21 protein-coding genes are annotated in these 25486 nt (G+C 68.7%); 9 read left to right on the top strand and 12 right to left on the bottom strand.

The annotated features are described in order from the left end of the window. Positions 1–6 precede the first annotated feature (6 nt). Positions 7–756 (top strand): alpha/beta fold hydrolase, encoded by a 750-nt coding sequence (locus NLX83_RS16895; RefSeq protein WP_254235799.1) that lies wholly within the window; start codon positions 7–9, stop codon positions 754–756. Here NLX83_RS16895 and NLX83_RS16890 read toward each other — a convergent pair. Then, the gene (locus NLX83_RS16890) at positions 740–1510 is read right to left on the bottom strand and encodes an SGNH/GDSL hydrolase family protein (RefSeq protein WP_254235798.1); all 771 of its coding nucleotides are present in this window, start codon (positions 1508–1510) and stop codon (positions 740–742) included. The genes NLX83_RS16895 and NLX83_RS16890 overlap by 17 nt on opposite strands. A 54-nt stretch (positions 1511–1564) precedes the next feature. Here NLX83_RS16890 and NLX83_RS16885 point away from each other — a divergent pair, with 54 nt between their 5' ends. Beyond that, complete coding sequence (locus tag NLX83_RS16885; protein WP_254235797.1) at positions 1565–2056, top strand: winged helix-turn-helix transcriptional regulator; 492 nt, start codon at positions 1565–1567, stop codon at positions 2054–2056. Here the strand turns inward: NLX83_RS16885 and pulA are convergent. Next, a complete protein-coding gene (gene pulA, locus NLX83_RS16880; RefSeq protein WP_254235796.1) occupies positions 2049–4760 on the bottom strand; it encodes a pullulanase-type alpha-1,6-glucosidase in 2712 nt (903 codons plus the stop codon). The genes NLX83_RS16885 and pulA overlap by 8 nt on opposite strands. Before the next feature lie 116 nt (positions 4761–4876). Continuing rightward, entirely contained in the window at positions 4877–7138 is a 2262-nt protein-coding gene (locus tag NLX83_RS16875) for a M64 family metallopeptidase (protein WP_254235795.1), read from the bottom strand. A gap of 134 nt (positions 7139–7272) precedes the next feature. On the opposite strand from NLX83_RS16875, the gene NLX83_RS16870 reads away from it, so the two are divergent. Beyond that, the gene (locus NLX83_RS16870; protein WP_254235794.1) at positions 7273–8151 is read left to right on the top strand and encodes an SPFH domain-containing protein; all 879 of its coding nucleotides are present in this window, start codon (positions 7273–7275) and stop codon (positions 8149–8151) included. Positions 8152–8280: 129 nt separating this feature from the next. Then, positions 8281–10911 carry a glycoside hydrolase family 3 protein gene (locus NLX83_RS16865; RefSeq protein WP_254235793.1) on the top strand — a complete coding sequence of 877 codons (2631 nt, stop codon included), beginning with the start codon at positions 8281–8283 and terminating at the stop codon, positions 10909–10911. A 52-nt stretch (positions 10912–10963) separates the two neighbouring features. On the opposite strand, the gene NLX83_RS16860 is transcribed toward NLX83_RS16865, so the two are convergent. The 5 genes from NLX83_RS16860 to folC all read right to left on the bottom strand — a co-directional run bounded on the left by NLX83_RS16860 (position 10964) and on the right by folC (position 14827). Next, positions 10964–11389, bottom strand: a complete 426-nt coding sequence (locus tag NLX83_RS16860) for a hypothetical protein (RefSeq protein WP_254235792.1) — start codon at positions 11387–11389, stop codon at positions 10964–10966. Beyond that, entirely contained in the window at positions 11346–12011 is a 666-nt protein-coding gene (locus NLX83_RS16855; RefSeq protein WP_254235791.1) for a DUF433 domain-containing protein, read from the bottom strand. Before NLX83_RS16855 ends, NLX83_RS16860 begins: the two co-directional genes overlap by 44 nt. Before the next feature lie 141 nt (positions 12012–12152). Next, complete coding sequence (locus tag NLX83_RS16850) at positions 12153–12857, bottom strand: M50 family metallopeptidase (protein WP_254235790.1); 705 nt, start codon at positions 12855–12857, stop codon at positions 12153–12155. Positions 12858–12891: 34 nt separating this feature from the next. Continuing rightward, positions 12892–13281: a DUF4233 domain-containing protein gene (locus tag NLX83_RS16845; RefSeq protein WP_254235789.1), complete on the bottom strand. Its 390-nt coding sequence runs from the start codon at positions 13279–13281 to the stop codon at positions 12892–12894. Positions 13282–13447: 166 nt separating this feature from the next. After that, positions 13448–14827, bottom strand: a complete 1380-nt coding sequence (folC, locus tag NLX83_RS16840) for a bifunctional tetrahydrofolate synthase/dihydrofolate synthase (RefSeq protein WP_254235788.1) — start codon at positions 14825–14827, stop codon at positions 13448–13450. A 165-nt stretch (positions 14828–14992) separates the two neighbouring features. On the opposite strand from folC, the gene NLX83_RS16835 reads away from it, so the two are divergent. Next, positions 14993–16702 (top strand): ATP-binding protein, encoded by a 1710-nt coding sequence (locus NLX83_RS16835; RefSeq protein ID WP_254235787.1) that lies wholly within the window; start codon positions 14993–14995, stop codon positions 16700–16702. Between the two features lie 12 nt (positions 16703–16714). On the opposite strand, the gene NLX83_RS16830 is transcribed toward NLX83_RS16835, so the two are convergent. After that, the gene (locus tag NLX83_RS16830) at positions 16715–19348 is read right to left on the bottom strand and encodes a valine--tRNA ligase (protein WP_254235786.1); all 2634 of its coding nucleotides are present in this window, start codon (positions 19346–19348) and stop codon (positions 16715–16717) included. Between the two features lie 108 nt (positions 19349–19456). Between NLX83_RS16830 and NLX83_RS16825 the strand changes: the two genes are divergently transcribed. Next, entirely contained in the window at positions 19457–19921 is a 465-nt protein-coding gene (locus NLX83_RS16825; protein ID WP_254235785.1) for a hypothetical protein, read from the top strand. Further along, a complete protein-coding gene (locus NLX83_RS16820) occupies positions 19918–20268 on the top strand; it encodes a hypothetical protein (protein WP_254235784.1) in 351 nt (116 codons plus the stop codon). The genes NLX83_RS16825 and NLX83_RS16820 overlap by 4 nt, the downstream gene beginning before the upstream one ends. 10 nt (positions 20269–20278) lie before the next feature. On the opposite strand, the gene NLX83_RS16815 is transcribed toward NLX83_RS16820, so the two are convergent. After that, the gene (locus NLX83_RS16815; RefSeq protein WP_254235783.1) at positions 20279–20884 is read right to left on the bottom strand and encodes a GNAT family N-acetyltransferase; all 606 of its coding nucleotides are present in this window, start codon (positions 20882–20884) and stop codon (positions 20279–20281) included. Between the two features lie 65 nt (positions 20885–20949). Here NLX83_RS16815 and NLX83_RS16810 point away from each other — a divergent pair, with 65 nt between their 5' ends. Then, positions 20950–21720: a TetR/AcrR family transcriptional regulator gene (locus tag NLX83_RS16810; protein WP_254235782.1), complete on the top strand. Its 771-nt coding sequence runs from the start codon at positions 20950–20952 to the stop codon at positions 21718–21720. 4 nt (positions 21721–21724) lie between these two features. Beyond that, positions 21725–24016 carry an FdhF/YdeP family oxidoreductase gene (locus tag NLX83_RS16805; RefSeq protein WP_254235781.1) on the top strand — a complete coding sequence of 764 codons (2292 nt, stop codon included), beginning with the start codon at positions 21725–21727 and terminating at the stop codon, positions 24014–24016. Here the strand turns inward: NLX83_RS16805 and NLX83_RS42400 are convergent. Then, positions 24006–24119: an MFS transporter small subunit gene (locus tag NLX83_RS42400; protein WP_441296806.1), complete on the bottom strand. Its 114-nt coding sequence runs from the start codon at positions 24117–24119 to the stop codon at positions 24006–24008. The genes NLX83_RS16805 and NLX83_RS42400 overlap by 11 nt on opposite strands. Next, on the bottom strand, positions 24112–25446 hold the full coding sequence (locus tag NLX83_RS16800; RefSeq protein ID WP_254235780.1) for an L-lactate MFS transporter: 1335 nt from the start codon (positions 25444–25446) through the stop codon (positions 24112–24114). The genes NLX83_RS42400 and NLX83_RS16800 overlap by 8 nt, the downstream gene beginning before the upstream one ends. Positions 25447–25486 lie beyond the last annotated feature (40 nt).

Below are 25486 nucleotides of genomic sequence, written 5' to 3'. Positions count from 1 at the left end.
ATGATCATGGATGTGACGTTGCGCGTGCGAAGAGGCGGAGAAGGCGGCCCGACCCTGTTGCTGCTGCACGGGATGGGTGCGACCAGCGAGGCGTGGAACGGGGTGATCTCCCGGCTGGAGCAGCACTGGGACGGCTCGTGGGCGGTGCCGGACCTGCCGGGGCACGGCGACTCCGACCCGGTGGAGCACTACTCGTTCGGCACGATGGCCGCCGCGGTGGCGCAGAGCGTCCGGGGAGCCGAGCGGCTGGTGGTGCTCGGGCACTCCCTCGGCGGCGTCGTCGGGCTCGCGCTGGCCAGCGGCTGGTTCGGCGTGCGGGTGGACGCGGTGTGCGGCCTGGGCATCAAGGCCAGCTGGTCCGACGAGGAGCTGGCGGGCGCCACTGCCGCGGCCCGGAGACCGGCTCGCAGCTTCGAGAACCGGGCCCAGGCCGCGGAGCGCTACCTCAAGGTCTCCGGCCTGCTCGGGCTGGTCGAGGCGGACTCCTCCGAGGTGGAGGGCGGTCTGGTGCTCGCGGACGGCGGCTGGCGGCTGGCGATGGACCAGCGCGCCTTCGGCATCGGCGCGCCGGACCTGCCCGGCCTGCTCGCGGCGGCGCGGGCGCGGGTGACCCTGGCGGCGGGTGAGCACGACCCGATGAGCTCCGCCGCCGACCTGCGCGCCCTGGTCCCCGACCCGGTCATCCTGCCGGGGCTCGGCCACAACGCCCAGGTCGAGGACCCCGACGCGATCCTGGCCCTCATCCGCTCGCTGTGACGGCCTCCAGGGTGGGGCGCTTCGGCGTGACGCCCTCCCCGGAGGAGACACCCTTGGCGTGACGCATGAGCCACGGCACGAAGTGGTTGCGCAGCCAGGCCACCTCGGCCGCGACAACGTTCTGCCACTTCGGCGTCGGCAGCGCGGGCAGCGGGTCCCGCCACGAGCTGTCGGCGCCGGGCAGGCCGAGGCTCTCCGCCAGCGCCCCGGCGATGCGCTCGTGGCCGAGGGAGTTGGCGTGCAGGCGGTCGTCGCTCCACAGCCGGGCATCGGCGCAGATCGGCTCGCGGTCGATCTCCACCAGCGTGGCGCCGGTGCGGCGGCACAGCACGCGCAGCGCGTCGTTGTAGGTCAGCAGCCGCCTGCGGACGATCTTGGTGACCGGGGCGATCGGGGTCAGGTCGGGCATGGTGAAGGTCAGCACCTCGGCGCCCGCGGAGCTCAGCGCGGTGTGCATGACCTGGAGGTTCGTCATGGTCTCGTGCAGCGAGTACCCCGGCCGGAGCAGGTCGTTGAGCCCCGCGACCAGGGTCACCAGGTCGGGCTCCATCGCCAGCGCCGGTTCGAGCTGGTCGGCGCGCACCTGGTCGCTGGTCCGGCCCCGGATCGCCAGGTTGGCGTAGAGCAGGCCCGGATTCACCTCGGTCAGCTTCTCGGCGAGCCGGTTGGCCCAGCCGCGGTAACCGCCGTTGCCGTCCGGATCGTCGAGCCCCTCGACCGTGCTGTCCCCGATGGCGACGTAACGCTGAACCACGAACACACCCCTCCAACCAGCTGGGTTCACTAGAACAACCCTAGTATGACCCGGATGAAGCGCACCGCACTCGGACGGTTCCCCTGCTCGGTCGCCCGCACGATGGACCTGCTCGGTGACTGGTGGACACCGCTGGTGCTGCGCGAGGTGTTCTACGGCGTGCACCGCTTCGACGAGATCCAGCGCGCGCTGGGCATCGCCCGCAACACGCTGGCCGACCGGCTCACCCGGCTGACGGCGGAGGGCCTGCTGGACCGCGTGCCCTATCAGGACAAGCCCGCGCGCCACGAGTACGTGCTGACCGAGAAGGGCCGGGACTTCTTCCCCGTGCTTGCGGCGATGGTGCGTTGGGGCGACAAGTGGCTGACCGCCGAGGAAGGCGTGCCGGTCGATCTCGTGCACTCGTGCGGACAGCGCGCGCACGCGAAGACCGTGTGCTCGGAGTGCGGCGAGTTGTTCACGGCCGACACGGTGCGCTCGCGGATGGGGCCGGGCTTCCCGGCCGAACTGGCCGGGAAACCCGAAGTTCAGGCCCGCTTCACCTGACGAAGACCGCGACAGTGCGAGCCGGGATCTGCCCGACTCCGCGCTCCGTCGTGGCTTCCTTGACCGTCCGGTCGGTTCCGCCCGCCTGGATCTCGTGCAGCTTCCACGGCAGGCCGGGCGGCAGCAGAACGGACTGCGCGGTGGGCCTCGGGTTGATCACCACGAGCACGCCCTCGCGGTTCGGGTCCACGTTCGCGCCGACCAGGTCGTCGAGGTAGGCGAGGACGACGCCCGCTTCCGCCTGCGGCCCGGGATCGGGGAAGGACAGCTTCTGCTGCACGACCGCCTGGTCCTTCAAGGTGAACAGCGGCGAGGACTTCCGGATGCGCAGCAGGTCCACCGTGCGGTCCAACGAAGCCTGCATGTCCGAAGTGGACGGTCGCAGCGCGGGATCGGCCAGCAACGGCTTGGAGTACGGCCACTTGTCCTGGTTGTCCCGCGCGGGCGGAAGCCCTCCGCCGAAGCCCGAAACGCGCAGCGACGGGTCATAGCGGTTGAACCAGTCACCGGAGTCGTAACTGTTGCGGTCCATGGATTTCGACCGCAGGAACTCCGAGCCCGCGAGCACGAACGGCTGCCCTTGGCCGAGCAGGGTCGGAGCGAGCGAGACGACCTGCATCCGGACTCGATCCGCCATCGCCGTCGACTGCGGCAGCTTGAACGCGAGTGTGTCATACAGGGCCTCGTTGTCGTGCGCGTCGGAGTACGTGACCGCTTCAACGGGAGACGCCGTGTACCCCGCGGGGCTGCCGTTGTAGGACACGTCGCGGCCGTTGACGTCGTGCCCTGCCGTGGAACGGAAGCGGAAGTTCGCGCCGTTGCCCGCCATTCCGAGCTTCACGATGTCGGTGTAGTTCGTCAGCCGCGCGGCCTGCTGCTCCGGAGATCCGTTGGCGGGTGAGCCGTTCAGCGCCCCGGCCAACCCGGAACCGAGCCCCTGCACACGCGGGTCGCCGTCGAAGGGGCCGCCTCCGCGCACCGCGTCCCGGAGTCGATCGGTGAAGGTGCCGATCCCGGTTCCCGCCATGTTGAACTGGCTGGCCTGTTCGAAGCGCGCGTTGCCCGCGACCTCGCCGAAGTCCCATCCCTCGCCGTAGATGTGGACGCGCTTGCCGTCAACGCCGTCCTTCGCCACGGTGAGCGCGTTCAGCGCCGACCGCACGGCGAGGATGTTCGCCTTGGGGTGGTGGGCCATCAGGTCGAACCGGAAACCGTCCACTTTGTACAGTCGAGCCCACCGCACGACGGAGTCCACGACGAGCTTGCCCATCATGGCGTTCTCCGACGCGGTGTTCGCGCAGCACGTCGAGTTCGCCACCGACCCGTCGTCCAGCAACCGTTGGTAGTAGCCGGGAACAACGCGGTCCAGCACGGAGTGCGCGGCGTTGCCGGACGCGGGGGTGTGGTTGTAGACGACGTCCACCACAACGCGATTCCCGTTGTCGTGCAACGCCTTCACCATCTCGCGGTACTGCTTCGACCGTGCCCAGCCGGACTGCGCGTCAGGCGTCGCGTAGGAGCCCTCCGGCACGTCGTAGTGCAGCGGGTCATAACCCCAGTTGAAGCCGTCCTTCGCCGCGACAGCACCGATACACGCCTGCTGCCGGTCGGAGTCGGCGGGCAGCGAGGGCAGGTCGCACGCGGGCTTCGCCTGGTCGGCGCGGCGCTCCGGGATCGTGGCGATGTCGAAGGTGGGTTGGAAGTGCACGACGTCCATGCCCGCCTGCGCCAACCGCCGCAGGTGCTTCATGCCGGTGGAGTCGCGGTGCGTGAAAGCCCGGTAGGTGCCGCGATCGTTCTCCGGCACGGAGGAATCGGCGACCGAGAAGTCCCGCACGTGCAGCTCGGTGATCGCGTGTTCGGTCGGATCGTCGCCGAGCCCCTTGGCGACATCGGCCTGCCAACCGCTCGGCATCGTCCGCGTGTCGGCGAGGTCCGCGACCTGGGAGTGCGTGGAATCCACGCTGAGCGCCAAGGAGTACGGGTCGGTGACCACGGCCGTCTCCACCCGCTGCGTCGCGGGCTGCCAGGCGGCGATCTCGAACTGGTAGTACTTGTCGCGCCACGCGCCCGTGCCGGACCACGATCCCGAAGCCGCATCCCGCGCGAGGTCGAGCACTTGCGGCTGACCGCTCGGAGCGTCGAACAACCGCAGCTTCACCGATCGCGCCGTGGGCGCCCACACTCGCAGAGTTGCTTGCGCACCAGCGAATGTCGGCCCATAACCGCGTTGAGTCGCTTGCGCCGCATACAGATCGTCGAGCACACCCGCGATCTGCACTCCGGTGGCGTCCTGTAGCGCTCCGCCTTCGCGGTGCGCCGCAACGACCTGACCGCGCAGGGCTTCGGCCGCGGTCGCCGAACTCGCGAGCTTGTAGACGGGTTTTCCGCGCAGGTGCGGGAACTTGGCCGCGATCCCGGAGGGCAGGCCACCCGGCTCCGGCCGCAGCGCGATCGGTGTTCCGCCTTGGAGCTGGCCGTTGACGACCTTGATCGAGCCCTGCGGATCGTGCCGCAGCTCGTGTTCTCCGGTGGTCGCCGGGCCGTTCCACACCACGTGGTCGCGGCCGACCCAGATCGCCTTCGCCTTGGTCAGATCCGTCTCCGCGGGAGCCGCCACCGCGGGCGCCGCGAAGACCGCGGTCGCCAGCGTCGAAGACAGCAAAACAGACAGCAGGACGGACAGCGGGCGTCGCAGAGTCATGCGACCTCCTTGTCGCAAACTTTTGCAGCCTAAAGGCAGGGAATCCGGAGCGTTCCACGCCCGCCAAGCCGGATCAAGGCTTGATGGCGTGCAAAAGCTTGCTTACCCGATCGGCCTTATCGCAGCGATGCGCACTGACCGAGCGCGAGGCCCACCCCGGTGACCGGGGCGTTCAGGTTGACAGGCGGCGATGCGTTGCCGGAGCACTGAATGACGCCGTTCACCTGCACTCCCGCCATCACGGGCGCCCCGTTGTCCGCCAATCGCACCAACCCGTTGATCCGGCCGCCCACCACCGTCACGTCACCGGTGGTGCCGGTGATCGCGACCGAGCCGGTGACGGTGCTGTCCACCAGGTGCACGCTCGCCGCACCAGACGTCGAGACGGGCCCGGTGATCGAAGACCCGGTGGAGACCAACGAAGCACCAGGCGCCACGGTGATCGGCCCGACCACGTCCGCGCGGTCCAGGCACGTGACACCGGAGGTGATGTTCAGCGGTCCCACGCGACGGCCGGTGACGGTAGCCGTGCACGCCGGAGGCTCGCGCAGGAGCGTCACCCCGAACTGCCCAGGGCTGCCGATGTTGCCCGCCGGGTCGATCGCGCGGTATTCGATGGTGTGCTTGCCATATCCGGGCGGCACATCGTCCCAAGGGGACAGTCGCGGCTTGCCGAGCTTGCCGTAGACGAGGTCGTCGATCACGGTTCCGTTGGGAGTGAACAGAAACGGCTTCGAGGCGTCGGTCGGCCAGCCGAAGTAGTTGAACCACCCGTCGCCGTTGGTGCGGAACTCCGGCACGACGAAACCCTTGGCGTTGTCGGTTGCCGTGAGGCGCATGGTGAACGGGCCGTTGAACACGTACTCGGTGGGCTTGCCGGGTTTGTTGATGGTGAGCAACGCCTTGGACAGCTCTGGCCGCACGGTCGGCCCGGTGGCGTCGATCGTCCATGTCCGGGTGCGCTCCCCCACCATCGCCGTGAGCGTGTGCTGTCCCTTGGCGGTCTTCAACGCACCGAGGTCCAGATCGCGACCATCAACGGAAGTGCTGACCAGCTTGCCGTCGAGCTTCCACGTCACCTCAGGCTGCTGCGCCACCGGACGCGAAGTCTGCACGTACACAACATCTTCGCCGCCCACCGGACGATCAGTCGGCGTCGACGCGAGGAAATCGACCGCGACAGGCTCACGCGGAGTGGTGATCGACGTGTCCACGGTCCAGGTGCGGCTCTTGGTCAGCACGGCGCGGATCGCCGGATCGCGGACGAACTCAGTCGGGTCGGACACGGTCGCGGTGAGCGTGTACTTGCCCGGCGCCAGCTTCAGCGCGGCGAGGTCGACCGCTCGACTTCCCTTGGTGGGCAAGGGTTTCTCATCGAGCTTCCAGGTAACGTCAAGGCGGTGGCTCACCGGGTGTTGCGGCTCCACCCACACCACGCGATCCGCCCCGATCGGCTTCGCGTCGGGCGTGCCGTCCTGGATGAGCGTGGTTTTCGCGGACAGCTTCTCGGTCATCCGCTCGCGGCCCGGTTGGTCGAAGTAGTAGCCGAGCGTCTTCATCATCGAGTGCGCGCTCGGCCGCCAAACCCCTTTGCTGGAGTACAGACCGGCTTCGTAGCGGCCGATCACACCGCCCGACTCGCTCGGTTCGCCCAGCCAGCGCCACCATTTCTTCTTCTGGTCCTTCATCTGCTGCTCGGTCAGCAGCGTGTGGTGCACCGAGCCCGGCTCGCCACCCGAGTACGTCCCGCCACGGACTCCGCGTTGGTAGTAGTCGTACTCGTCGTCGAGCTTGCCCAGCGAATGCCCGAGTTCGTGTGGCGTGATGAGCGCCGACAGCGCGTTCCCGCCGGAGGCCGTGGCATAAGTCCCGCCCGCGCCGCCGTAGGTGTCGCTGTTGGCGATGGCCAGCAGTTGGCGGTTGGCCCCCGAAGTGCCCGTGACCAGGTCCGCGTAGCGGTTCACCGCCGCACTGTCCACTGTGAGCAGTCGCTGCACGCTCGACGCGTTGCAACCACCCCAGAAACCCATGCGCAGCGGGGTCTTCTTCTGCGGCGAGGTGAGGTTCGGATCGCAGCTCACGCCGGACTCCGGCGACGCGATCTCCACCGTGTAGACGTTGACGTAGCTGCGGTAGGACTTGAACGGCTCAAGCGTCCACATCACGTTGAGGTGCTTGTCCACGTGCTCGCGGAACTTCGGCAGCTCCGCCGCGGTGTAGCCGTCCGGCACGATCACCAGGTTGAAGCGCTTCGCGGGATCGCCGGTGACCTGCACGGGCACCACGGTCCCCGGCGGATCGGCGGTCTGGGCCTGCGCGGGAACCCCGCTCAGCGCGATGGTCAACGCTCCGACAAGGCTCGCGATTCGGCTCAGCACGACAGCGAGCCTAGGTACGCGAGGCCGCCTCGCCTATCCCCCTCATGGCCCCTTCCATGACAGAGCCCTACCGATCGGATCTGGACTTGGGCAGCACGGGAGGGGTCCCGCGAAACCCGTGGTACCAAGCCGAAATGAGGACCCGTGCCAGTGTCACCTTGCTCGCCCTGGCGTTGTTAGCCACGGGCTGCTCGATCGCCAACCCCACCTCCAGCGAGGTGTCGTTGCAGTACGGCAACGGCCCCTTCGACTCCCGCAACTTCGTCGAATGCCAGAGCGACCTCGACTTCAGCGACATCAACGACGACCACTACTACTACCCCGCCGGACAGCGCGACTTCACCTTCGGCGAGGGCGACGGCATTGACTCCGCCCCGCTGACCTCCACGACGCAGGACTCGCAGGAGATCAAGGTGACGGGCACGGTGAAGTTCACCCTGAACACCGACTGCGCCGAGTTCACCGACCCCTCGGGCAAGAAGTGGCCCGGCGGCAAGCTCCAGATGTTCCACGAGCTGATCGCCTACAAGTACGACGCGGCACCGAGCGACGGCGGCGAGCAGATGAAGGCGGGCTGGACCTCCCTGCTGCGCAACTACGTCGGCGCCGCGCTGGACCGCGCGACCGACAACGAGGCGCTGAAGTACCCGTGGCAGAAGCTCTACACCGATGCCGCGTCCAAGGCGCAGTGGGAGAAGGACGTGCTCACCCAGCTGCCCGCCACGCTCAAGACGCTCACCCTCGGCGTGGACCTGATCACGATCAACTCGGTGCTGCTGCAGAAGCCGAGCATCCAGCCCGCCCTGGTGCAGGGCCTCACCGACAAGCAGGCCGCCGAGCTGCGCAGCCAGGCCGCCGAGGTGGACAAGCAGGCCGCGGCCAACTTCCCCGGTGGCATCGCGGGCTACCAGCAGTACCAGCAGCAGCAGGCGGTGAACGAGGCGATCAAGTCGGGCAAGGTGCAGGTCCTCCCGGTCCCCCAGGGCTCGCCCATCATCGTCCAGCCGAAGTGACCGGAGTGGGCAAACGCCCAGCCAGGACCGATGAGAGCGCTTCCACGAAATCCTTGACACGGCCGTGACGGGACGGTCAGGATCGGCGCCGCCGCCTCCTGACCGTGTCCCGCTCGAGATCGGATCGTCATGGCCAGATCACGTCTGCTCGCCGCGGGGCTCGCCGCCCTGCTCGGGCTGAGCACGGCACCGGGGCTGGCGCAGGCCGCTCCGGAGCCCGCGACCGCGCGGCAGCCCGTCGTCTCCCAACCCGACCTCGGCTGGAACGGCTGCGCCCGGATCGACCAGAAGCTGCCGACCTACTCCGACTGGCCCAGGGTGCGCAGCAACATCACCGACAACGCCGCGGTGGAGCGCCGCGTCGCCGGGCTGCTCAAGGACATGACCCTGGCCGAGAAGGTCGGGCAGATGACCCAGCCGGAGATCGCCGCGATCACGCCGGAGGAGGTCAAGCAGTACTCCATCGGCACCGTCCTCAACGGCGGCGGTTCCTGGCCCGACAAGAACAAGCGCGCCACGCCCAAGCAGTGGCTGGACCTGGCCGACGCGTACTGGCAGGCGTCGGTGAGCAGCCGCACCAAGATCCCGGCCATCTGGGGCATCGACGCGGTGCACGGCAACAACAACGTCTTCGGCACGACCGTCTTCCCGCACAACGTCGGCCTCGGCGCCGCGCAGGACCCGTGCCTGATCCGCGACATCGGCGAGGCCACCGCCGAGCAGGTCCGCGCGACCGGTCAGGACTGGGCCTTCGCGCCGACCCTGGCCGTGGTGAAGGACGACCGCTGGGGCCGCACCTACGAGGGCTTCTCCGAGGACCCGCGGATCACCCGCGCCTACGGCTACGAGGCCGTGCGGGGCTTGCAGGGCAACAACCCCAGGGGTATCGGCCCCGACGGCGTGATCGCCACCGCCAAGCACTTCATCGGCGACGGCGGCACCCAGGGCGGCAAGGACCAGGGCGTGAACCCCTCGTCCAAGGCAGACATGATCAACACGCACGGGCAGGGCTACTACGGCGCGCTCGCCGCGGGCGCGCAGACCGTGATGGCCTCCTTCAACAGCTGGACCAACCCCGAGCTGGGCATCAAGGAAGGCAAGATCCACGGCAGCAAGCTGCTGCTCAACGACATCCTGAAGAACAAGATCGGCTTCGACGGCGTCGTGGTCTCCGACTGGAACGGCCACGGCCAGGTCGAGGGCTGCACCAACGCCAGCTGCGCCGGCGCGGTCAACGCGGGCATCGACGTCTTCATGGTCCCGCACGACTGGAAGGCGTTCATCACCAACACCGTCGCCCAGGTCGAGAGCGGCCAGATCCCCTTGTCGCGCATCGACGACGCCGTCACCCGCATCCTCCGGGTCAAGGCGCGGGCCGGTGTGCTGGACGCGCCCAAGCCCTCCGCTCGCGCCCACGCGGGCAAGCCGGACGCCAAGGACGCGCGCAAGATCGCCCGCGAGGCCGTGCGCAAGTCCCAGGTGCTGCTGAAGAACAACAACCGCCTCCTGCCACTGGCGCCGCGTTCCAAGGTGCTCGTAGTCGGCAAGAGCGCGGACAGCATGCAGAACCAGACCGGTGGCTGGACGCTCACCTGGCAGGGCACCGGCAACACCAACGCGGACTTCCCCAACGGCACCACCGTCCTCGGCGGGCTGAAGGAAGCGCTCGGCCAGGCCAACGTGACCTTCAGCGAGAACGGCGACGTCGACCCCAAGGGCTTCGACGCGGTGATCGCGGTGATCGGTGAGACCCCGTACGCGGAGGGCAACGGCGACATCGGCAAGCGCACGCTGGAGGCCGCCAAGCTCTACCCGAACGACCTCGCCGTGCTGGACAAGGTCAGCGGCAAGGGCACTCCGGTGGTCACCGTCTTCGTCTCCGGGCGCCCCATGTACGTCAACAAGGAGCTCAACCGCTCCGACGCGTTCGTCGCCGCGTGGCTGCCCGGCACCGAAGGCGGCGGCGTCGCGGACATGCTGGTGCGCGGGTGGAACACCGGGCTCGGCTACACCGGCAAGCTGCCGTACTCCTGGCCGAAGGCGGCCTGCCAGACCCCGCTGAACCCGGAGACCGCCGGCTACGACCCGCTGTTCCGGCTGGGCCACGGCCTGCACAACTGGGAGACCGGCCGCGTCGGCAAGCTCCCCGAGGAGTCACCGGCCAACTGCGGCGGTGGAGGCGGCGGCGAGGCGGACGAGGACCTGGAAGTCTTCGTGCGCCAGGACATCGCGCCGTACAAGAGCTTCATCGGCTCCCCGGAGAACTGGGGCGGCACCGAGATCGGCCCGGACGGCGAGGCCGCGCACGCCTCGATCACCACCGTCCCGACCGACGTGAACGTCCAGGGCGACGGCCTCAAGGTCACCTGGAACGGCACCGCGCCCGGTCAGGTGTTCCTGCAGAACCCCGCTGGCGGCATCGACCTCCGCGGCTACCTCAACGCCAACGCCGCGCTGACCTTCGACGTGATCGTCGGCCAGAAACCCGCGGGCCGCACGGTCATCAGCTCGCACTGCGTGTACCCGTGCCAGGGCGAGGTCGCCGCGACGAAGCTGTTCACCGATCTCCCCGTCGGCACCAAGTCCACGGTGAAGATCCCGATCGCCTGCTTCGCCGAGAAGGGCCTCGACCCGGAGAGCGTCAACACCCCGTTCCTCGTCTACACCGACGGCGCGTTCCAAGCGTCCTTAGCCAACGTCCGCTGGGTCCCCAAGGCCGGCGCGCACCCCGACGCCAAGAAGTGCTCCGACCTGACCTAGCGCCTTTGCCATGACCGCAAAGGGCCCTGTCCGCGTGCCGCGGGCAGGGCCCTCACCTGTCCAGCGGCTTGACCCCGGTCCGCGTCAACCGCCACAACCGGGGGCTCTTCTTCACCGTGAGCACGCAGATGTCGGCCAGGTTGATCGCGACGAGCTCACACAACTCGTCCCGCTTCGCTTCTCCCGGCAGGTAGAACATGTGCACTTTCGCCCGCCGATAAGCGGCGAACTCACTGGGTCTCCGAGTGATGGCGACATCTCTGTTGAGCACCGCCCACCCACTTCCCGCGATCCTGGCCAGCCACACCTCGTCCGGCGCACCACAGGCGTCAGCCCTGGTGCCGAACAGCTCAGCCGGCGTGTGCACGACATAACCCAGATCGAGAAGCAGTTTCCGAACGCTGCGAATGCCCGCGTTCTCGTCGAGATAAAACTCAGGCGGCGCGGCCCAGGAGGACGCGTGCGGCGGCTCGGACATCTTCGATGCTTATTCCATGCTCTTCGGCGACGATGTCGGGTTCCTCGCCCGCCTTCAGCATCGCGGCGACGTTGGCGACGTGCACGCCGTTCCCCGCGAACATCGGCTGGCCGAACCCGCGATACGGGTCGACAGTGACCTTGGACGGCTGGTATGTCCTCAGCTCCAGCTTGTGCGGGTGCCCGTCATCGGCCCACCCGACGTAATGCATGTAGTCGGCCACGATCTCGCGAATGATGAGCTGATCGGTTCTGCCCTCGATCAGGCCCTCACCCTCGTTGGTCCGAGAGAAGTCCCAGAGCACCGCGATGCCGTCAGTGGCGAGTTCCCGTGATGTCAGCACATATTCGCGGCCGAATTCCTGTTGCAGCCGCTGGAGCGCGGGACGAATGCGCTGGGGGACCACCCCGGCTTTGCGCAGTCCCGCCAGCACCCATGCCTCGACCAGCGAGATGAACGTGACGCTGGCGTCGTACTTGCGTTCCGTGGGCACGAGGTGCAGCAGTGGTCCGCCCCGCTCATAGCCGCGGGCCCAGCGCTGGAAGGTCCGTCGCGGGATACCCAGGTGCCGGGCCGCGTCGCTCATGCCCATCAGCCCAGCCGAAAACCGGATATCGGCCACCTCACACCTCCCTCGCTGTCGACCTCGTGCAGGTTAGGCACCGAGATCGGCTTGACACTAGCGAAACCTGTCACCGAATCGGGTGCGGTTGCCACCTTGATCACCACAAGAACTCAACGGCAGGTTTCCGCTTCACCGGGGTCAGAAAAGGATGCCGGTGAGCATCCACGTGGTGCCGAGGCCGAGTGAGCCGAGGGTGACGACGAAGAACACCAGCACCCAGGTGATCGCGGGCGTGCTGGTGAGCCGCGCCAGCTGGTCGGCGTCGGAGTCGCGCGCCCGGCCCCGGCTGCGCTTGCGCTGCAGCTCGCTCACCGGGCGCACCCCGCCGACCAGCAGGAACCAGGTGATCAGGTAGGCGAAGGCGGCCTGCACGCCACTGGTGGTCAGCAGCGACACCGATACCAGCACGGCACCGGTGACCAGCAGCAACAGCGCGCCGTAGACGTTGCGCACCATGATCAGCATGGCCAGCAGCACCGCCGTGCACACCCACAGCAGCAGGGTGATCCGGTCGGTGCCGAGCAGGGCCGCGAACCCCAGCCCGACCAGGGACGGGGCGATGTAGCCCGCCAGCGAGGTGAACACCATGCCGGGCCCGGTCGGCCGGCCGCGGGAGACCGTCACACCCGAGGTGTCCGAGTGCAGCCGGATCCCGCTCAGCCGCCGACCGGCCAGGACCGCGATGACCGCGTGCCCGGCCTCGTGCACGATGGTGATGATGTTGCGGGCCAGCCGCCACGGCGTGTGCGAGAGCACGACGACCAGGGCGAGCGCACCCGTCACCAGGACGACCGGCGGCGGTGGCGCGGTCTGGGTCCCGATGAGTTCTGACCAGAAGTCCACCCCACACTGTTAGCAGAAGCGGGGGTGGCGAGCGTCAGGAGGCCGCGACCTGCGCGGCCTCTCGACGTCGAAGATCCTTGCGCAGCCACAGCAGCGCGCCCCAGACCAGGGCGAACACCACTCCGACCGCGCCAAGGGCGAAAACGATGACACCGGAGGCGATCATCAGGACCTGCAGGGCCACCGCGAGGCCGACGCCCCACGGCTTGCCCTGAACCCCGCTGGCCACGACCATCGCCACCGCGAGCGCGCCGACCAGAATGCCGCCCAGACTGGTGATGCCCTGGAACTTGGCGATGACCAGCAGCGACAGCGCCACCACGATCGCCTCCATCACCAGTGTTCCCGCCTGGATGCCGCGGAGCCCCTTCCAGGGGTCCTTCCGCCGCACCTGGGGGCCGGGCCGCGTCGGCGCCTCGGTCATCGCGAGCGCCGCCGGTTGGCGGGACCACCCGCGACGAGGGAACGCATACCCCGCTCCTGGGCGACCTTGACCACGGAGAACCCGCGGACGACGCGCCAGGGACGATCATCGAACTCGGCGTCCCGGTTGGCCGTGTTTGCCGGCGGTTTGGGACGGGAACAGGACTTCATGACGGCTCCTTGCCAAAAAGTGCGCGGGTATCCCCAGCTGTGATCACGGAACCGGTGATCAGCACACCGCCGCCGGACAGGACTTCATCCGGGGAGTCGGTCTCCTCGGCCAGCTGCACGCCGACCTCGATAGCGTCCTCGAGCCTGGGCTCGACGACGATGCGGTCCTCGCCAAACACCGAGCGGGCGATGCCGGCGAGTTCGTCGGCGTCCATCGCGCGCGGGGACGAGTTCTGGGTGAGCACCACTTCGGAGACCACCGGTTCCAGCTCTGACAGGATGCCGGAAGCATCCTTGTCGCGCATCACCCCGACTACAGCGATCAGTCGACGGAACGCGAACTCACTAGAGATGGTGGCCGCGAGGGCGCGGGCACCATGTGGATTGTGCGCCGCGTCGACCAGAACCGCAGGTGCAGCCCGCATCCGCTCCAGCCGCCCAGGCGTGGAGACCCCTCCGAAAGCCACCCGAATGGCTTCCACGTCGAGCTGCCGGTCGGGTCCGGCGCCGAAGAAAGCCTCCGCGGCGGCCAGCGCCAGCGAGGCGTTCTTCGCCTGATGTTCACCGTGCAGCGGCAGGAAGATCTCGTCGTAGACACCGCTCAGACCTTGCAGTCTGAGCATCTGGCCGCCCACCGCGATCTCGCGCTCCAGCACGCCGAACTCCATGCCCTGCCTGGCCACCGTGGCGTCCACCTCGACGCAGCGCTTCAGCAGGACGGCGGCCACCTCGGCGTCCTGTTCGGCGAGCACCGCGACCGAGCCGGGCTTGATGATCCCGGCCTTCTCCTCGGCGATCTTGAGCACGTCGTCGCCGAGGAAATCGACGTGGTCCACGCCGATCGGTGTGATGAGGGACACCTGCCCGTCGGCCACGTTCGTCGCGTCCCACGAGCCGCCGAGGCCCACCTCGACCACGGCCGCGTCGACCGGGGCGTCGGCGAAGGCGGCGAAGGCCATCGCGGTCAGCACCTCGAACTTGCTCAGCACCGGTTGCCCGGCGTCCTGGGAGGCCTTGTCGACCATCCCGAGGTAGGGCTCGATGTCCCGGTAGACCTCGACGTAGCGCTCGGCGCTGATCGGCGCCCCGTCCACGCTGATCCGCTCGGTAGCCAGCTGCAGGTGCGGGCTGGTGTAGCGACCCGTGCGCAGCCCCAGGCCGGTCAGCAGCGCGTCGAGCATCCGCGAGGTCGAGGTCTTGCCGTTGGTGCCGGTGAGGTGCAGCACCGGGTAGGAGCGCTGCGGCTCACCGAGCAGATCCACCAGCGCGCGGATGCGGTCCAGGGACGGTTCGAGCTTCGTCTCCGGCCAGCGCTGGTTCAGCTCGGCCTCGACCGCGGCGAAGGCGGCCAGGGCGGCGGGATCGGTTCGAGGCACTTCTCACTCCCCCGACGGGGTTCGGTGCACGGGGGTCCGGTTCACGTCCACCAAGTCTACGACCGGCGCTTATACGCCCCGCCCCCGGCACCCGGAAATATCTAGAGAGTAACTTTCAAGTACTCTCTAACCATACTGGAGAGTCGTTGGAGAGTTGGCCCCCGGATGGACACGAAGACGCTGACCACCCTCGTCGCCCGCGTGCGGGAGCTGGGCGGCGAACCCAGCGAAGTCGAGGTGAAGTCGGCCGCGGGCGGCCTGCCGAAGAGCGTCGTAGAGACCCTGTGCGCCTTCGCCAACACCAACGGTGGCCTGCTGGTACTCGGTCTGGACGAGTCGCGGGGCTTCGCGCCCGTCTACCTCGACGACCCGTGCAAGCTCAGGGACGACCTGGCCTCGCTGGCGAGTTCCTCCCTGCACCCCGCGTTGCGGATCTCCGTCGACGTTGTGCGAGTCGAGGATTTCGACCTGGTCGTGGCGGAGGTCGATCCACTGCCGTCCGCGGAACGCCCCTGCTACGTCGTGAACAAGGGCATGAAGGACGGTTCCTACGTCAGGGTCGGTGACGGTGACCGCCGGATGACCCAGGCGGAGATCGGTCTGACCATCGCCAACCAGGGACAACCCCGCTACGACATAGAGCCGGTCAGCGATGCGACCGTCGAGGACCTCGACCGCACAGCGTTGCTCCGCACGCTGGACCGGGTCCGCCAGACGTCACGAGCCTTCCGGGACGTGGACGAGACGACGGCGCTGACCCGACTGCGAGTTCTGGTCCGCGACAGCCAGGGCAGCCTCGTTCCCTCGCTGGGCGGGATGCTCACGTTCGGCGTCTACCCGCAGCAGTTCTTCCCCCAGCTCACCGTGTCCATCGTCGTGCACCCCGGCGATGACAGCGGACAGGACACCCCTCGGTTCGAGGACAATCCCACCGTCCGCGGCGCGATTCCCGATCTCATCGCCGAGACGCTCTCGGTGCTGCGGCGGAGGATGAGCGTCCGCAGCTTCGTCGACGCCTCGGGGCGGCGGGAGCAGCTCGACTACCCAATGGAAGCCGTTCGCGAGGCCGTGGTGAACGCGGTCCTGCACCGCGACTACAGCCCCTCGACGCGAGGGACGCAGATCCAGGTGAACCTCTGGCCGGACCGCTTGGAAGTTCGCAGCCCCGGCGGCCTCTACGGCCCGGTCGTGCTGGAGGACCTGGGCGAGGAAGGGGTTTCCTCGTCGCGCAATGCCTTTCTCGCCTCCTTGCTGGCGGACACCCATCTCCCTGGCAGCGACCGGCTCGTGGCGGAGAACCGGGCGTCGGGAATCCCGGCGATGATCCGGGAGCTGCGGCGCTCGGGAATGATCCGGCCCGCCTTCCGGAACTACGTGAACCGGTTCGAGGTCGAGTTCCAGCGATCGGAGTTGCTCGATCCGCGCACGCGCCGGTGGCTCAGCGAACTCGGCGAGGTCGGGCTCACGCCACTGCACGAGCTGGCACTGGCCACCATGTTCCACGGACAACCGGTCAGCAATGCCACTCTGCGTGAGTTCGGCGCCGACAAGACCGTGGCCACCTCGGTCATGCGCGATCTGGTGGAACGGGGACTGGCGCTTCGCAGCGGAGGTCGGCGCTACGCGACGTACGGCCTCAACGCCGCGCCCAGGGTCCCGAATCTGTTCAGCGGCAACGAATCCACCGACGAGAGTATCGAGTCCGCACTTCGTCGCCGGGGCATCGCCCGGACCAGTGAGCTGATCGAGCTGACCGGGTTCTCCCGCCAGACCGTGCTCACCCGGCTGGACGAGTTGATCTCCGAGGGAAAGGTCGCCACCGAGGGCAAACCGCGCAGCCCCCGCCGGACCTATCGGTGGGTCGGCGGGGGCTGACTGGGAAAGCGGCTACGCCTCCGGGAGGGTGGCGAGGCGGGCGGTGATGCGGTCGATGTCGGCAAGCGCGGCCTCGCGGCGGGCGCGGATCTTCTCCACCACCTCGGCCGGGGCCTTGTCGGTGAACTTGGGGTTGTTGAGCTTCGCGTCGGTGCCCGCGTGCTCCTTCTCCGCCACGGCGAGGTCCTTGGCCAGGCGCTTGCGCTCGGCCGCGACGTCGATCGCGCCGGAGAGGTCCAGCTCCACCGTGACGGTGCCCGAGTGCAGGCCCAGCTCGAAGGAGGCGGACGCGGTGAAGGACTCCGCGGGCTCGGTCAGCCGGACCAGCGAGCGCAGCGCCTTCTCCAGGCCGCCCAGCCCGGCCGCGTCGATGCCGACCAGGCGGGCCGCCACCTTCTGACCCGGCTTGAGGCCCTGGTCGGAGCGGAACCGGCGGATCTCGGTGACCAGCTTCTGCACCGAGGCCACCCGCTCGGCGGAGCCCGCGTCGGACTGCCTGCCGGTCGCCGTGGGCCATGGCGCGATCACCAGCGACTCGTTGCCGGTGAGGGTGGTCCAGAGCTGCTCGGAGATGAACGGCGCGACCGGGTGCAGCAGCCGCAGCACGGTGTCGAGCACGTGGCCGAGCACCGCGCGGGTCTGCTCCACCCGGTCCGGGTCGGCCAGCTGGACCTTGGCCAGCTCGACGTACCAGTCGCAGAACTCGTCCCACACGAAGTGGTAGAGCGCCTCGGTGGACTTGGCGAACTGGAAGTCCTCCATGAGGGCGTTCATGTCCGCGGTGAGCTCGTCGAGGCGGCCCAGGATCCACCGGTCGGCGTCGGTCAGCTCCGCGACGGTCGGCGGGTTCGCGACCACCTTGGCGCCGTTGAGCAACGCGAAGCGGGTGGCGTTCCACAGCTTCGTGCAGAAGTTGCGCGCGCCGCCGACCCATTCCTCGCTCATCGGCACGTCGGTGCCCGGGTTGGCGCCGCGGACCATGGCGAAGCGCACGGCGTCGGTGCCGTAGCGGTCCATCCACTCGATGGGGTCGACGCCGTTGCCGAGGGTCTTGGACATCTTGCGCCCGAGGCCGTCGCGGACCATGCCGTGCAGCGCGATGGTGCGGAACGGGGGGACGCCGTCCATGGCGTACAGGCCGAACATCATCATCCGGACGACCCAGAAGAAGATGATGTCGTAGCCGGTGACCAGAACGCTGGTGGGGTAGTACTTCGCCAGGTCCTCGGTCTTGTCCGGCCAGCCCATCGTGGAGAACGGCCACAGCCCGGAGGAGAACCAGGTGTCGAGGACGTCCTCGTCCTGGCGCCAGCCGGGTCCCGTCGGCGGCTGCTCGTCCGGGCCGACGCAGACCATCTCGCCGTTCGGCCCGTGCCACACCGGGATGCGGTGGCCCCACCACAGCTGCCGCGAGATGCACCAGTCGTGCAGGTTGTCGGTCCAGTCCAGGTAGCGCTTGGTCAGCTCCGGCGGGTGGACGTTGACCTTGCCCTCGCGGACGGCGTCGCCGGCGGCCTTGGCCAGCGGTCCGACGTTGACGAACCACTGCATCGACAGGCGCGGCTCGATCGGCTCCTTGCCGCGCTCGCTGTGCCCGACGCTGTGCAGGTACGGCCGCTTCTCCGCGACGATGCGGCCCTCTTCGCGCAGCGCCTCGCGGACGGCCACCCGCGCCTCGAAGCGGTCCATGCCGTCGAAGCGGGTGCCGGAGTTCGCGATCCGGCCCTGCTCGTCCATGATCGTCGGCATCGGCAGGCCGTGCCGCTTGCCCAGCTCGAAGTCGTTCGGGTCGTGCGCCGGGGTGATCTTGACGGCGCCGGAGCCGAACTCTGGGTCGACGTAGTCGTCGGCGACGACCGGGATCTGCCGTCCGGTCAGCGGCTGGGTGATCAGTGTGCCGACGAGGTGCTTGTAGCGCTCGTCGTCGGGGTGCACCGCGACGGCGGTGTCACCGAGCATCGTCTCCACGCGCGTGGTGGCGACGACGATCGAGGCGTCCCCGTCGCCGTAGCGCATGGAGACCAGCTCGCCCTCGACCTCCTTGTGGTCGACCTCGGCGTCGGAGAGCACGGACTGCGCGGCGGGCGACCAGTTCACCAGTCGCTCGGCGCGATAGATCAGGCCGTCGTCGTAGAGCCGCTTGAACATCGTCTGGACGGCGCGGCTGCGCGCCTCGTCCATGGTGAACGCCTCGCGCGTCCAGTCGACGCTCTCGCCGAGGCGGCGCATCTGGTCGAGGATCTTGCCGCCGTACTCGTTCTTCCACTGCCAGGTGCGCTCGATGAACGCCTCGCGGCCGAGCTCGCGCCGTGAGGTGCCCTCGGCGACGAGCTGCTTCTCCACCAGCGTGTGCACCGCGATGCTCGCGTGGTCCATGCCGGGCAGGTACAGGGCGTCGTAGCCCTGCATGCGGCGCCAGCGGACCAGCGTGTCGATCAGCGAGTGGTCCAGCGCGTGGCCGATGTGCAGGCTGCCGGTGACGTTGGGCGGCGGGATGACGATGGAGAACGGCGGCCGGTCGCTCTCCGGCCGCGCCGTGAAGTAGTCCCGGTCTACCCACCGCTGGTACAGCTCGCCCTCGACCCGCGCGTGGTCCCACTGCGCGGGAAGTTCGGTGCTGGCCTGGTGCGGAAGGGTCTCGGTCACACCTGCAGAGTTTACGGAGCGCCGAGAAGCGGTTTCATCCGACATCGCCCGCACAGGCCGCTCGCACTGTTAGCGTTCCGCCGCTACTCACTCGGCAGGGGGACCGGTATGAGCGACCGCAAGCGCGGCAACCTGATCGTCTCGGTACTGGCCGTCATCGGCATCGTCGGCGTCGGCGTGCTGATGTACCAGGACGGCCGGCTCGACGGACTGCTCGGCCGGGAGGACACCGCGACGGAGGCGCCCGCCCCGGTGAACGCCTTCCTCGGCACCACGATGGCCAACTGGCCCGAGGGCGCGGCCGGTTTCGTCGCTCCGCCGCCCGCCCAGGTCGGCAAGTACGGCCCGGACAAGGTCGCCGCGTTCACCGACAAGGTCCGCGCGATGCTCGTCGCGGCCCGGCTCAATCCCGACGTGCTGGCCGGGAAGACGATGCAGCCGGTGCTCGACCTCTACGACCCGGAGTCGCACAAGGACATCAAGGGCACGCCGGAGGAGCTGGGCTGGGCGCGCACGCTCATCTCGCCGAAGGTCCGCCTGGCCGCCGATCCGCCCAGGGTCCCGGATCGATGACGATCGGGATCGGGGATCGCGGCGCGCTGGTGGCCAAGACGAACTTCATCGTGGCGTACGCCTTCCACCACGACACGCCGCAGCGCCTGGCCGATCCGACCGACCGCATCGCGACCGCGCGGCGGGAGGTGGAGTACCTGCTCTACGAGGACTCCGACGGCAAGCTGTGGCCAGGCGCCGCCAACGGCTTCACGTACCTGATGGACTGCGCCGCCGCGAAGGAAGGCTTGCTGGCCCCCACATTCGGCCGCCATCGCGTCTCCTCCACCACAGGCCCCACCGCGAAACACGACGAGTCCTACTACCTCGACCCCAAGAACCCCATCACCGACGAATCCTGCACGTGACCACCGCGGGTCAGGCGCGCCACATGCCGCGGAGCACGGGTCCGCCGTCGGGGATCTGGATATCGCTGATGACCTTGAAGCCGAAGCGTTCGTAGATCGGCACGTTCGCGTCGACGCACTCGAGGTAGGCGGGCAGCCCGTCGCGGTCGCACTCGGCCAGCCGCGAGCGCAGCAGGGCCCCGCCGACCCCCGTCCCCTGCGCGCTCGGCTCAGTCCCGAGCACGGACAGGTACCAGTGCGGCTCCGCCGGATGCGCGAGCTTGAGCACCGAATCGAGCTGCGCACCACGGCGGCTGATCCGGACGAACCGCACCGGCCCGGCGTTGGCGATCATGGTGGGCGCCGCGAAGAGCTGGCGCCACAGCGGGACCTTGGCCCGGCCCGGCGGGATCCACAGCGCCACGCCGAGCAGCTCGCCGTCCCCGCCCGCGACCTGGCACCCGCCCTTGTACAGGTAGGTGTGCTTGATCAGCGCGGTCATCATCCGCGGGTAGATCCGCCTGCGCCGCTCGGCGTCGGCGAACATCCACGTCATCACCGGGTCCTCGTCGAACGCCCTGACCAGGACCCCACCCATCGCCCGCGCGTCCGCCCGCGCCGCGTCCCGGACCTGCACGATCACCTCCGTGTATGTCGTACACGGTTTAGTGTAGGCCATACACAGTTCTACGATGAGGCCCGATGACCGAGTACAGCGGCGGCGATCCGCACCGCACCCTGGAGCTGCTCTGGGGCGATCGAGCGCGGCCCAGCCGAGGCCCCAGACCCGCGCTGACCCTGGACCGCGTCGCCCGCGCCGCGATCGAGATCGCCGACGCCGACGGCCTGGGCGCGCTGTCCATGCGGGCGGTCGCCGAGCGGCTCGGCTTCACCACGATGTCGATCTACCGCTACGTACCGGGCAAGGCCGAGCTGCTGGACGTCATGGTGGACACCGTCAACGCCGAGTCCCCGGTGCTGGAGCGGGTCGAGGGCGGCTGGCGGGCGAAGATGGAGGTCTGCGCGCGCGAGGAGTGGGAGCTGTTCCACCGCCACCCCTGGGTGCTGCACCTCGCCTGGCACCGCCCGGTCCTCGGCCCCAACGGCACCGCGGCCTACGAGTCCGCGCTGACCGCGCTGACCGGAATCGGCTTGTCCGACAAGGAGATCGTGGCCGTCTTCAACACCCTCTACGGCTATGTGCGCGGAACCGCGAGGGTCTCGGTGGACACGAAACTGGCCGAGCGGCACACCGGGCAGTCGGAGGACGAGTGGTGGTCGGGCCGCGAACGGTTCTGGCGGGAGTTGGCCGATCCGGAGCGGTTCCCGACGCTGAACCGCATCCGCGACTCCGGCGGCTTCGACGTGGTCGAGATGAACTTCGAGTTCGGACTGGAACGCGTCCTCGACGGCCTGGAGGCGCTGATAGCCAGTCGACCGCTTGGTGGGACGGCGAACGACGGCGCAGTATGAGTGCATGAGCCGCAAGCCTCCGGAGCACGACGTCGACGAGTCCCAGCTGGTTGTCGGAAAGCCCAAGGACTGGGCGGCGGGCCTGCCCGGCGTCGCCGTCTCGCTCAAGCGCAGCGTCGAGCAGATGGGCGTCGGCCGCACGGTGCGCTCGCTGAAAGTGCTCAACCAGCACGACGGCGTCGACTGCCCCGGCTGCGCCTGGCCGGAGGCGCAGGGCCACCGCAAGCTCGCGGAGTTCTGCGAGAACGGCGCGAAGGCGATCGCCGAGGAGGCCACGCGGCGGCGGGCGGACCGCGAGTTCTTCGCCAGGCACAGCATCGCCGAGCTGGCCGATCGCACCGACTACTGGCTGGGGCAGCAGGGCAGGCTGACCGAGCCGATGGTGTTGCGGCGCGGGGAAACCCACTACTCGCCGATCTCCTGGGAAGGCGCGTTCGCGCTCATCGCGGAGAAGCTGAACGGCCTGGCGAGCCCGGACGAGGCGATCTTCTACACCTCCGGTCGCACGAGCAACGAGGCCGCTTTCCTCTACCAGCTGTTCTGCCGGAGCTACGGCACGAACAACCTGCCCGACTGCTCGAACATGTGCCACGAGTCCTCCGGCGCCGCGCTGAAGGAGACCATCGGCATCGGCAAGGGCTCGGTCTCGCTGCAGGACGTGGAGTCGGCCGACCTGCTCATCGTGGTCGGCCAGAACCCCGGGACGAACCACCCGCGCATGCTCTCCTCGCTGGAGGTCGCGAAGAAGCGCGGTGCGCGGATCGTCGCGGTGAACCCCTTGCCGGAGGCGGGTTTGCTGCGCTTCAAGAACCCGCAGAACGTCAGCGGCCTCGTGGGCAGGGGAACTCCGCTGTCGGACGAGTTCTGCCAGATCAAGCTCGGCGGCGACCTCGCTTTCTTCCAGGCGTTGGGCCACTTGGTGATCGCGGCGGAGGACGCGGCGCCCGGCACCGTGCTGGACCGCGCGTTCATCGACGCGCACACCCACGACTTCGACGCCTACGCGAAGCAGGTCCGCGACCTCGACTGGGACGCCGTGGACGCCGCGACCGGCCTGCCGAGGGAGCAGATCGCCAAGGTCTCGCGGATGATGATCGAGTCGAAGCGGACGATCATCTGCTGGGCGATGGGGCTCACCCAGCACAAGCACTCCGTGCCGACCATCCGCGAGATCGTGAACGTGTTGCTGCTGCGCGGAATGATCGGCAAGCCTGGCGCGGGGGTCTGCCCGGTGCGCGGCCACTCCAACGTGCAGGGCGACCGCACGATGGGCATCTGGGAGAAGATGCCGGAGGAGTTCATGTCCGCACTGGAGAAGGAGTTCTCCATCTCCGTGCCGCGCAAGCACGGCTACGACACCGTGGACTCGCTGCGCGCGATGCGCGACGGGAAGGCTTCGGTGTTCTTCGCGATGGGTGGCAACTTCGTCTCCGCGACGCCGGACACCAAGCTGACCGAGCGCGCGCTGGCCTCGTGCGCGTTGACGGTGAACGTCTCCACGAAGCTCAACCGCTCGCACGTCGTTCCCGGCGAGATTTCCCTTGTCCTGCCGACACTCGGGCGCACTGAACGCGATGTGCGACAAGGCGGCGAGCAGTTCGTCAGCGTCGAGGATTCGATGTCGGTGGTGCACAGCTCCCGCGGTCGCAACGCTCCGGCCAGCGAGCACCTGCTCTCCGAGGTCGCGATCGTCGCGCGGATGGCCCGCAAGGTCCTCGGCACCGCGCACTCGATCCCTTGGGAGGACTTCGAATCCGACTACGACCGGATTCGCGACCGCATCGCGCGCGTGGTGCCGGGCTTCGCCAAGTACAACGAGCGCGTGCGCGACAAGGACGGCTTCGTCCTGCCGCATCCGCCCCGGGACAGCCGCGAATTCCGCACTACGACAGGGAAAGCGAACTTCACCGCGAACACTTTCGAGGCGCCCCAGATCCCGGAAGGCCGTCTGCTGCTGCAAACCCTGCGCAGCCACGACCAGTTCAACACCACGATCTACGGTCTGGACGACCGTTACCGAGGCGTGAAGGACGCGCGGCGCGTGGTGTTCGTCAACCCGGACGACCTGACCGAACTGGGCGTCGCCGATGGCGCGCTGGTCGACCTGGTCAGCGAGTGGGCAGGCGACGCGGACCGCACCGCGGAGCGCTTCCGGGTGGTGGCCTACCCCACGGCGCGGGGCTGCGCGGCGGCCTACTTCCCGGAGGCGAACGCGTTGGTACCGCTGGACTCCACGGCGGAGATCTCCAACACGCCGACGTCGAAGTCCATCGTGGTCCGCCTGGTCAGCCGGTGAAGAGCTGGGTGACCTTGGTGATCAGCTGGTAGAGGCCGTAGGCGAACGGTACGCCCACCCAGACCCACGCCAGCACCATCAGCGGGATTCGCCTGTCACGCACTGGCGGCCTCCTTCTGGGGAGCGGGCTCGTGGTGGCGCGGGTGCACCGGCCGCACGAGCTCGTTCGCGATGAACCCGATCACCAGCAGGGCGATCACGATGTAGAGCGAGGCGGTGTAGAGCTCGGGCCCCGACCGGCCCGCCGCCTTCTGGGAGTCGGCGACCGCGTTGATGATCAGCGGCCCGAGCACCCCGGCCAGCGACCACGCGGTGAGCAGCCGCCCGTGGATCGCGCCGACCTGGTAGGTGCCGAAGAGGTCCTTGAGGTAGGCCGGGATCGTGGCGAACCCGCCGCCGTAGAAGGACAGGATCACCATCGCGCAGATGATGAACAGGGGCTTGGAGGTGTTGCCCAGCAAGGCGATCGCCAGGTACAGCAGGGCTCCCGCGCCGAGGTACAGGCGGTAGATGTTCTTGCGCCCCACGATGTCCGAAGTGGACGACCACACGAACCGACCGAGCATGTTCACCAGCGACAGCAACGCGACGAAGCCCGCCGCCGCACCGACGCTGACCGCCGCGGAACTGTCCGCGAAGAAATCGCGGATCATCGGCGCGGCCTTCTCCAGGATGCCGATGCCCGCGGTCACGTTGAAGCACAGGACGACCCACAGGCACCAGAACTGCGGCGTCCGGATCGCGTTGCGCGCCGACACGTTCACCGTGGCGACCGGCTTCGCCGAGGCGACGGAGCCCGGCGGCGTCCAGTCGTCGGCGGGCACGCGCACCAGCAGCACGCCCATCGTCATGAACACCGCGTAAACCAGGCCGTGCACCAGGAAGGTGGTGGCGATACCCGAGGTGTCCTTGCCGAAGCCCTCCAGCATCGCGGCCGACCACGGCGAGGCGATCAGCGCGCCACCGCCGAAGCCCATGATCGCGATGCCGGTGGCCATGCCCGGCCGGTCCGGGAACCACTTGATCAGCGTGGACACCGGGGAGATGTAGCCGATGCCGAGCCCGATCCCGCCGATGACGCCGTAACCGAGCACCACCAGCCAGTACTGCGAGACGGCGACGCCGAGCGCGGACACCAGGAAGCCGGAGCAGAAGCACACGGCGGAGACGAACATCGCCCACCGCGGGCCGTTCCGCTCGACCAGCGTGCCACCGAAGGCGGCGGACAGGCCGAGCATCACGATGCCGAGCTGGAACGGCAGCGCGCTCTGCGTCCCGCTGAGCCCGAGCGCGCCCTCCAGCGGCGGTTTGAAGACGCTCCACGCGTACGCCTGGCCGATCGCGAGGTGCACCGACAGCGCGGCCGGTGGGACCAGCCACCGGCTCCACCCGGGAGGCGCGACAATGCGCGCACGGCTCAAGAACTCCACCCGCCACCTCCCGGTAGTTGAGAACGCAACATAAGCTCAC

It is taken from the genome of Allokutzneria sp. A3M-2-11 16 (assembly GCF_024213555.1).
Lineage (GTDB): Bacteria > Actinomycetota > Actinomycetes > Mycobacteriales > Pseudonocardiaceae > Allokutzneria.
The sequence above is the reverse complement of the archived record's forward strand: the minus strand, read 5'-3'. Positions and strand labels throughout refer to the sequence as shown.

Bases quoted from the DNA above. Each gene is read 5' to 3' on its own strand.
- NLX83_RS16865 (WP_254235793.1), top strand. From the start codon at position 8,281: ATGGCCAGATCACGTCTGCTCGCCGCGGGGCTCGCCGCCCTGCTCGGG.
- NLX83_RS16835 (WP_254235787.1), top strand. From the start codon at position 14,993: ATGGACACGAAGACGCTGACCACCCTCGTCGCCCGCGTGCGGGAGCTG.
- pulA (WP_254235796.1), bottom strand. From the start codon at position 4,760: ATGACTCTGCGACGCCCGCTGTCCGTCCTGCTGTCTGTTTTGCTGTCT.
- NLX83_RS16895 (WP_254235799.1), top strand. From the start codon at position 7: ATGGATGTGACGTTGCGCGTGCGAAGAGGCGGAGAAGGCGGCCCGACC.
- NLX83_RS16845 (WP_254235789.1), bottom strand. From the start codon at position 13,281: ATGACCGAGGCGCCGACGCGGCCCGGCCCCCAGGTGCGGCGGAAGGAC.
- NLX83_RS16870 (WP_254235794.1), top strand. From the start codon at position 7,273: ATGAGGACCCGTGCCAGTGTCACCTTGCTCGCCCTGGCGTTGTTAGCC.
- NLX83_RS16810 (WP_254235782.1), top strand. From the start codon at position 20,950: ATGACCGAGTACAGCGGCGGCGATCCGCACCGCACCCTGGAGCTGCTC.
- NLX83_RS16825 (WP_254235785.1), top strand. From the start codon at position 19,457: ATGAGCGACCGCAAGCGCGGCAACCTGATCGTCTCGGTACTGGCCGTC.
- NLX83_RS16805 (WP_254235781.1), top strand. From the start codon at position 21,725: ATGAGCCGCAAGCCTCCGGAGCACGACGTCGACGAGTCCCAGCTGGTT.
- NLX83_RS16885 (WP_254235797.1), top strand. From the start codon at position 1,565: ATGAAGCGCACCGCACTCGGACGGTTCCCCTGCTCGGTCGCCCGCACG.
- NLX83_RS16820 (WP_254235784.1), top strand. From the start codon at position 19,918: ATGACGATCGGGATCGGGGATCGCGGCGCGCTGGTGGCCAAGACGAAC.
- NLX83_RS16860 (WP_254235792.1), bottom strand. From the start codon at position 11,389: ATGTCCGAGCCGCCGCACGCGTCCTCCTGGGCCGCGCCGCCTGAGTTT.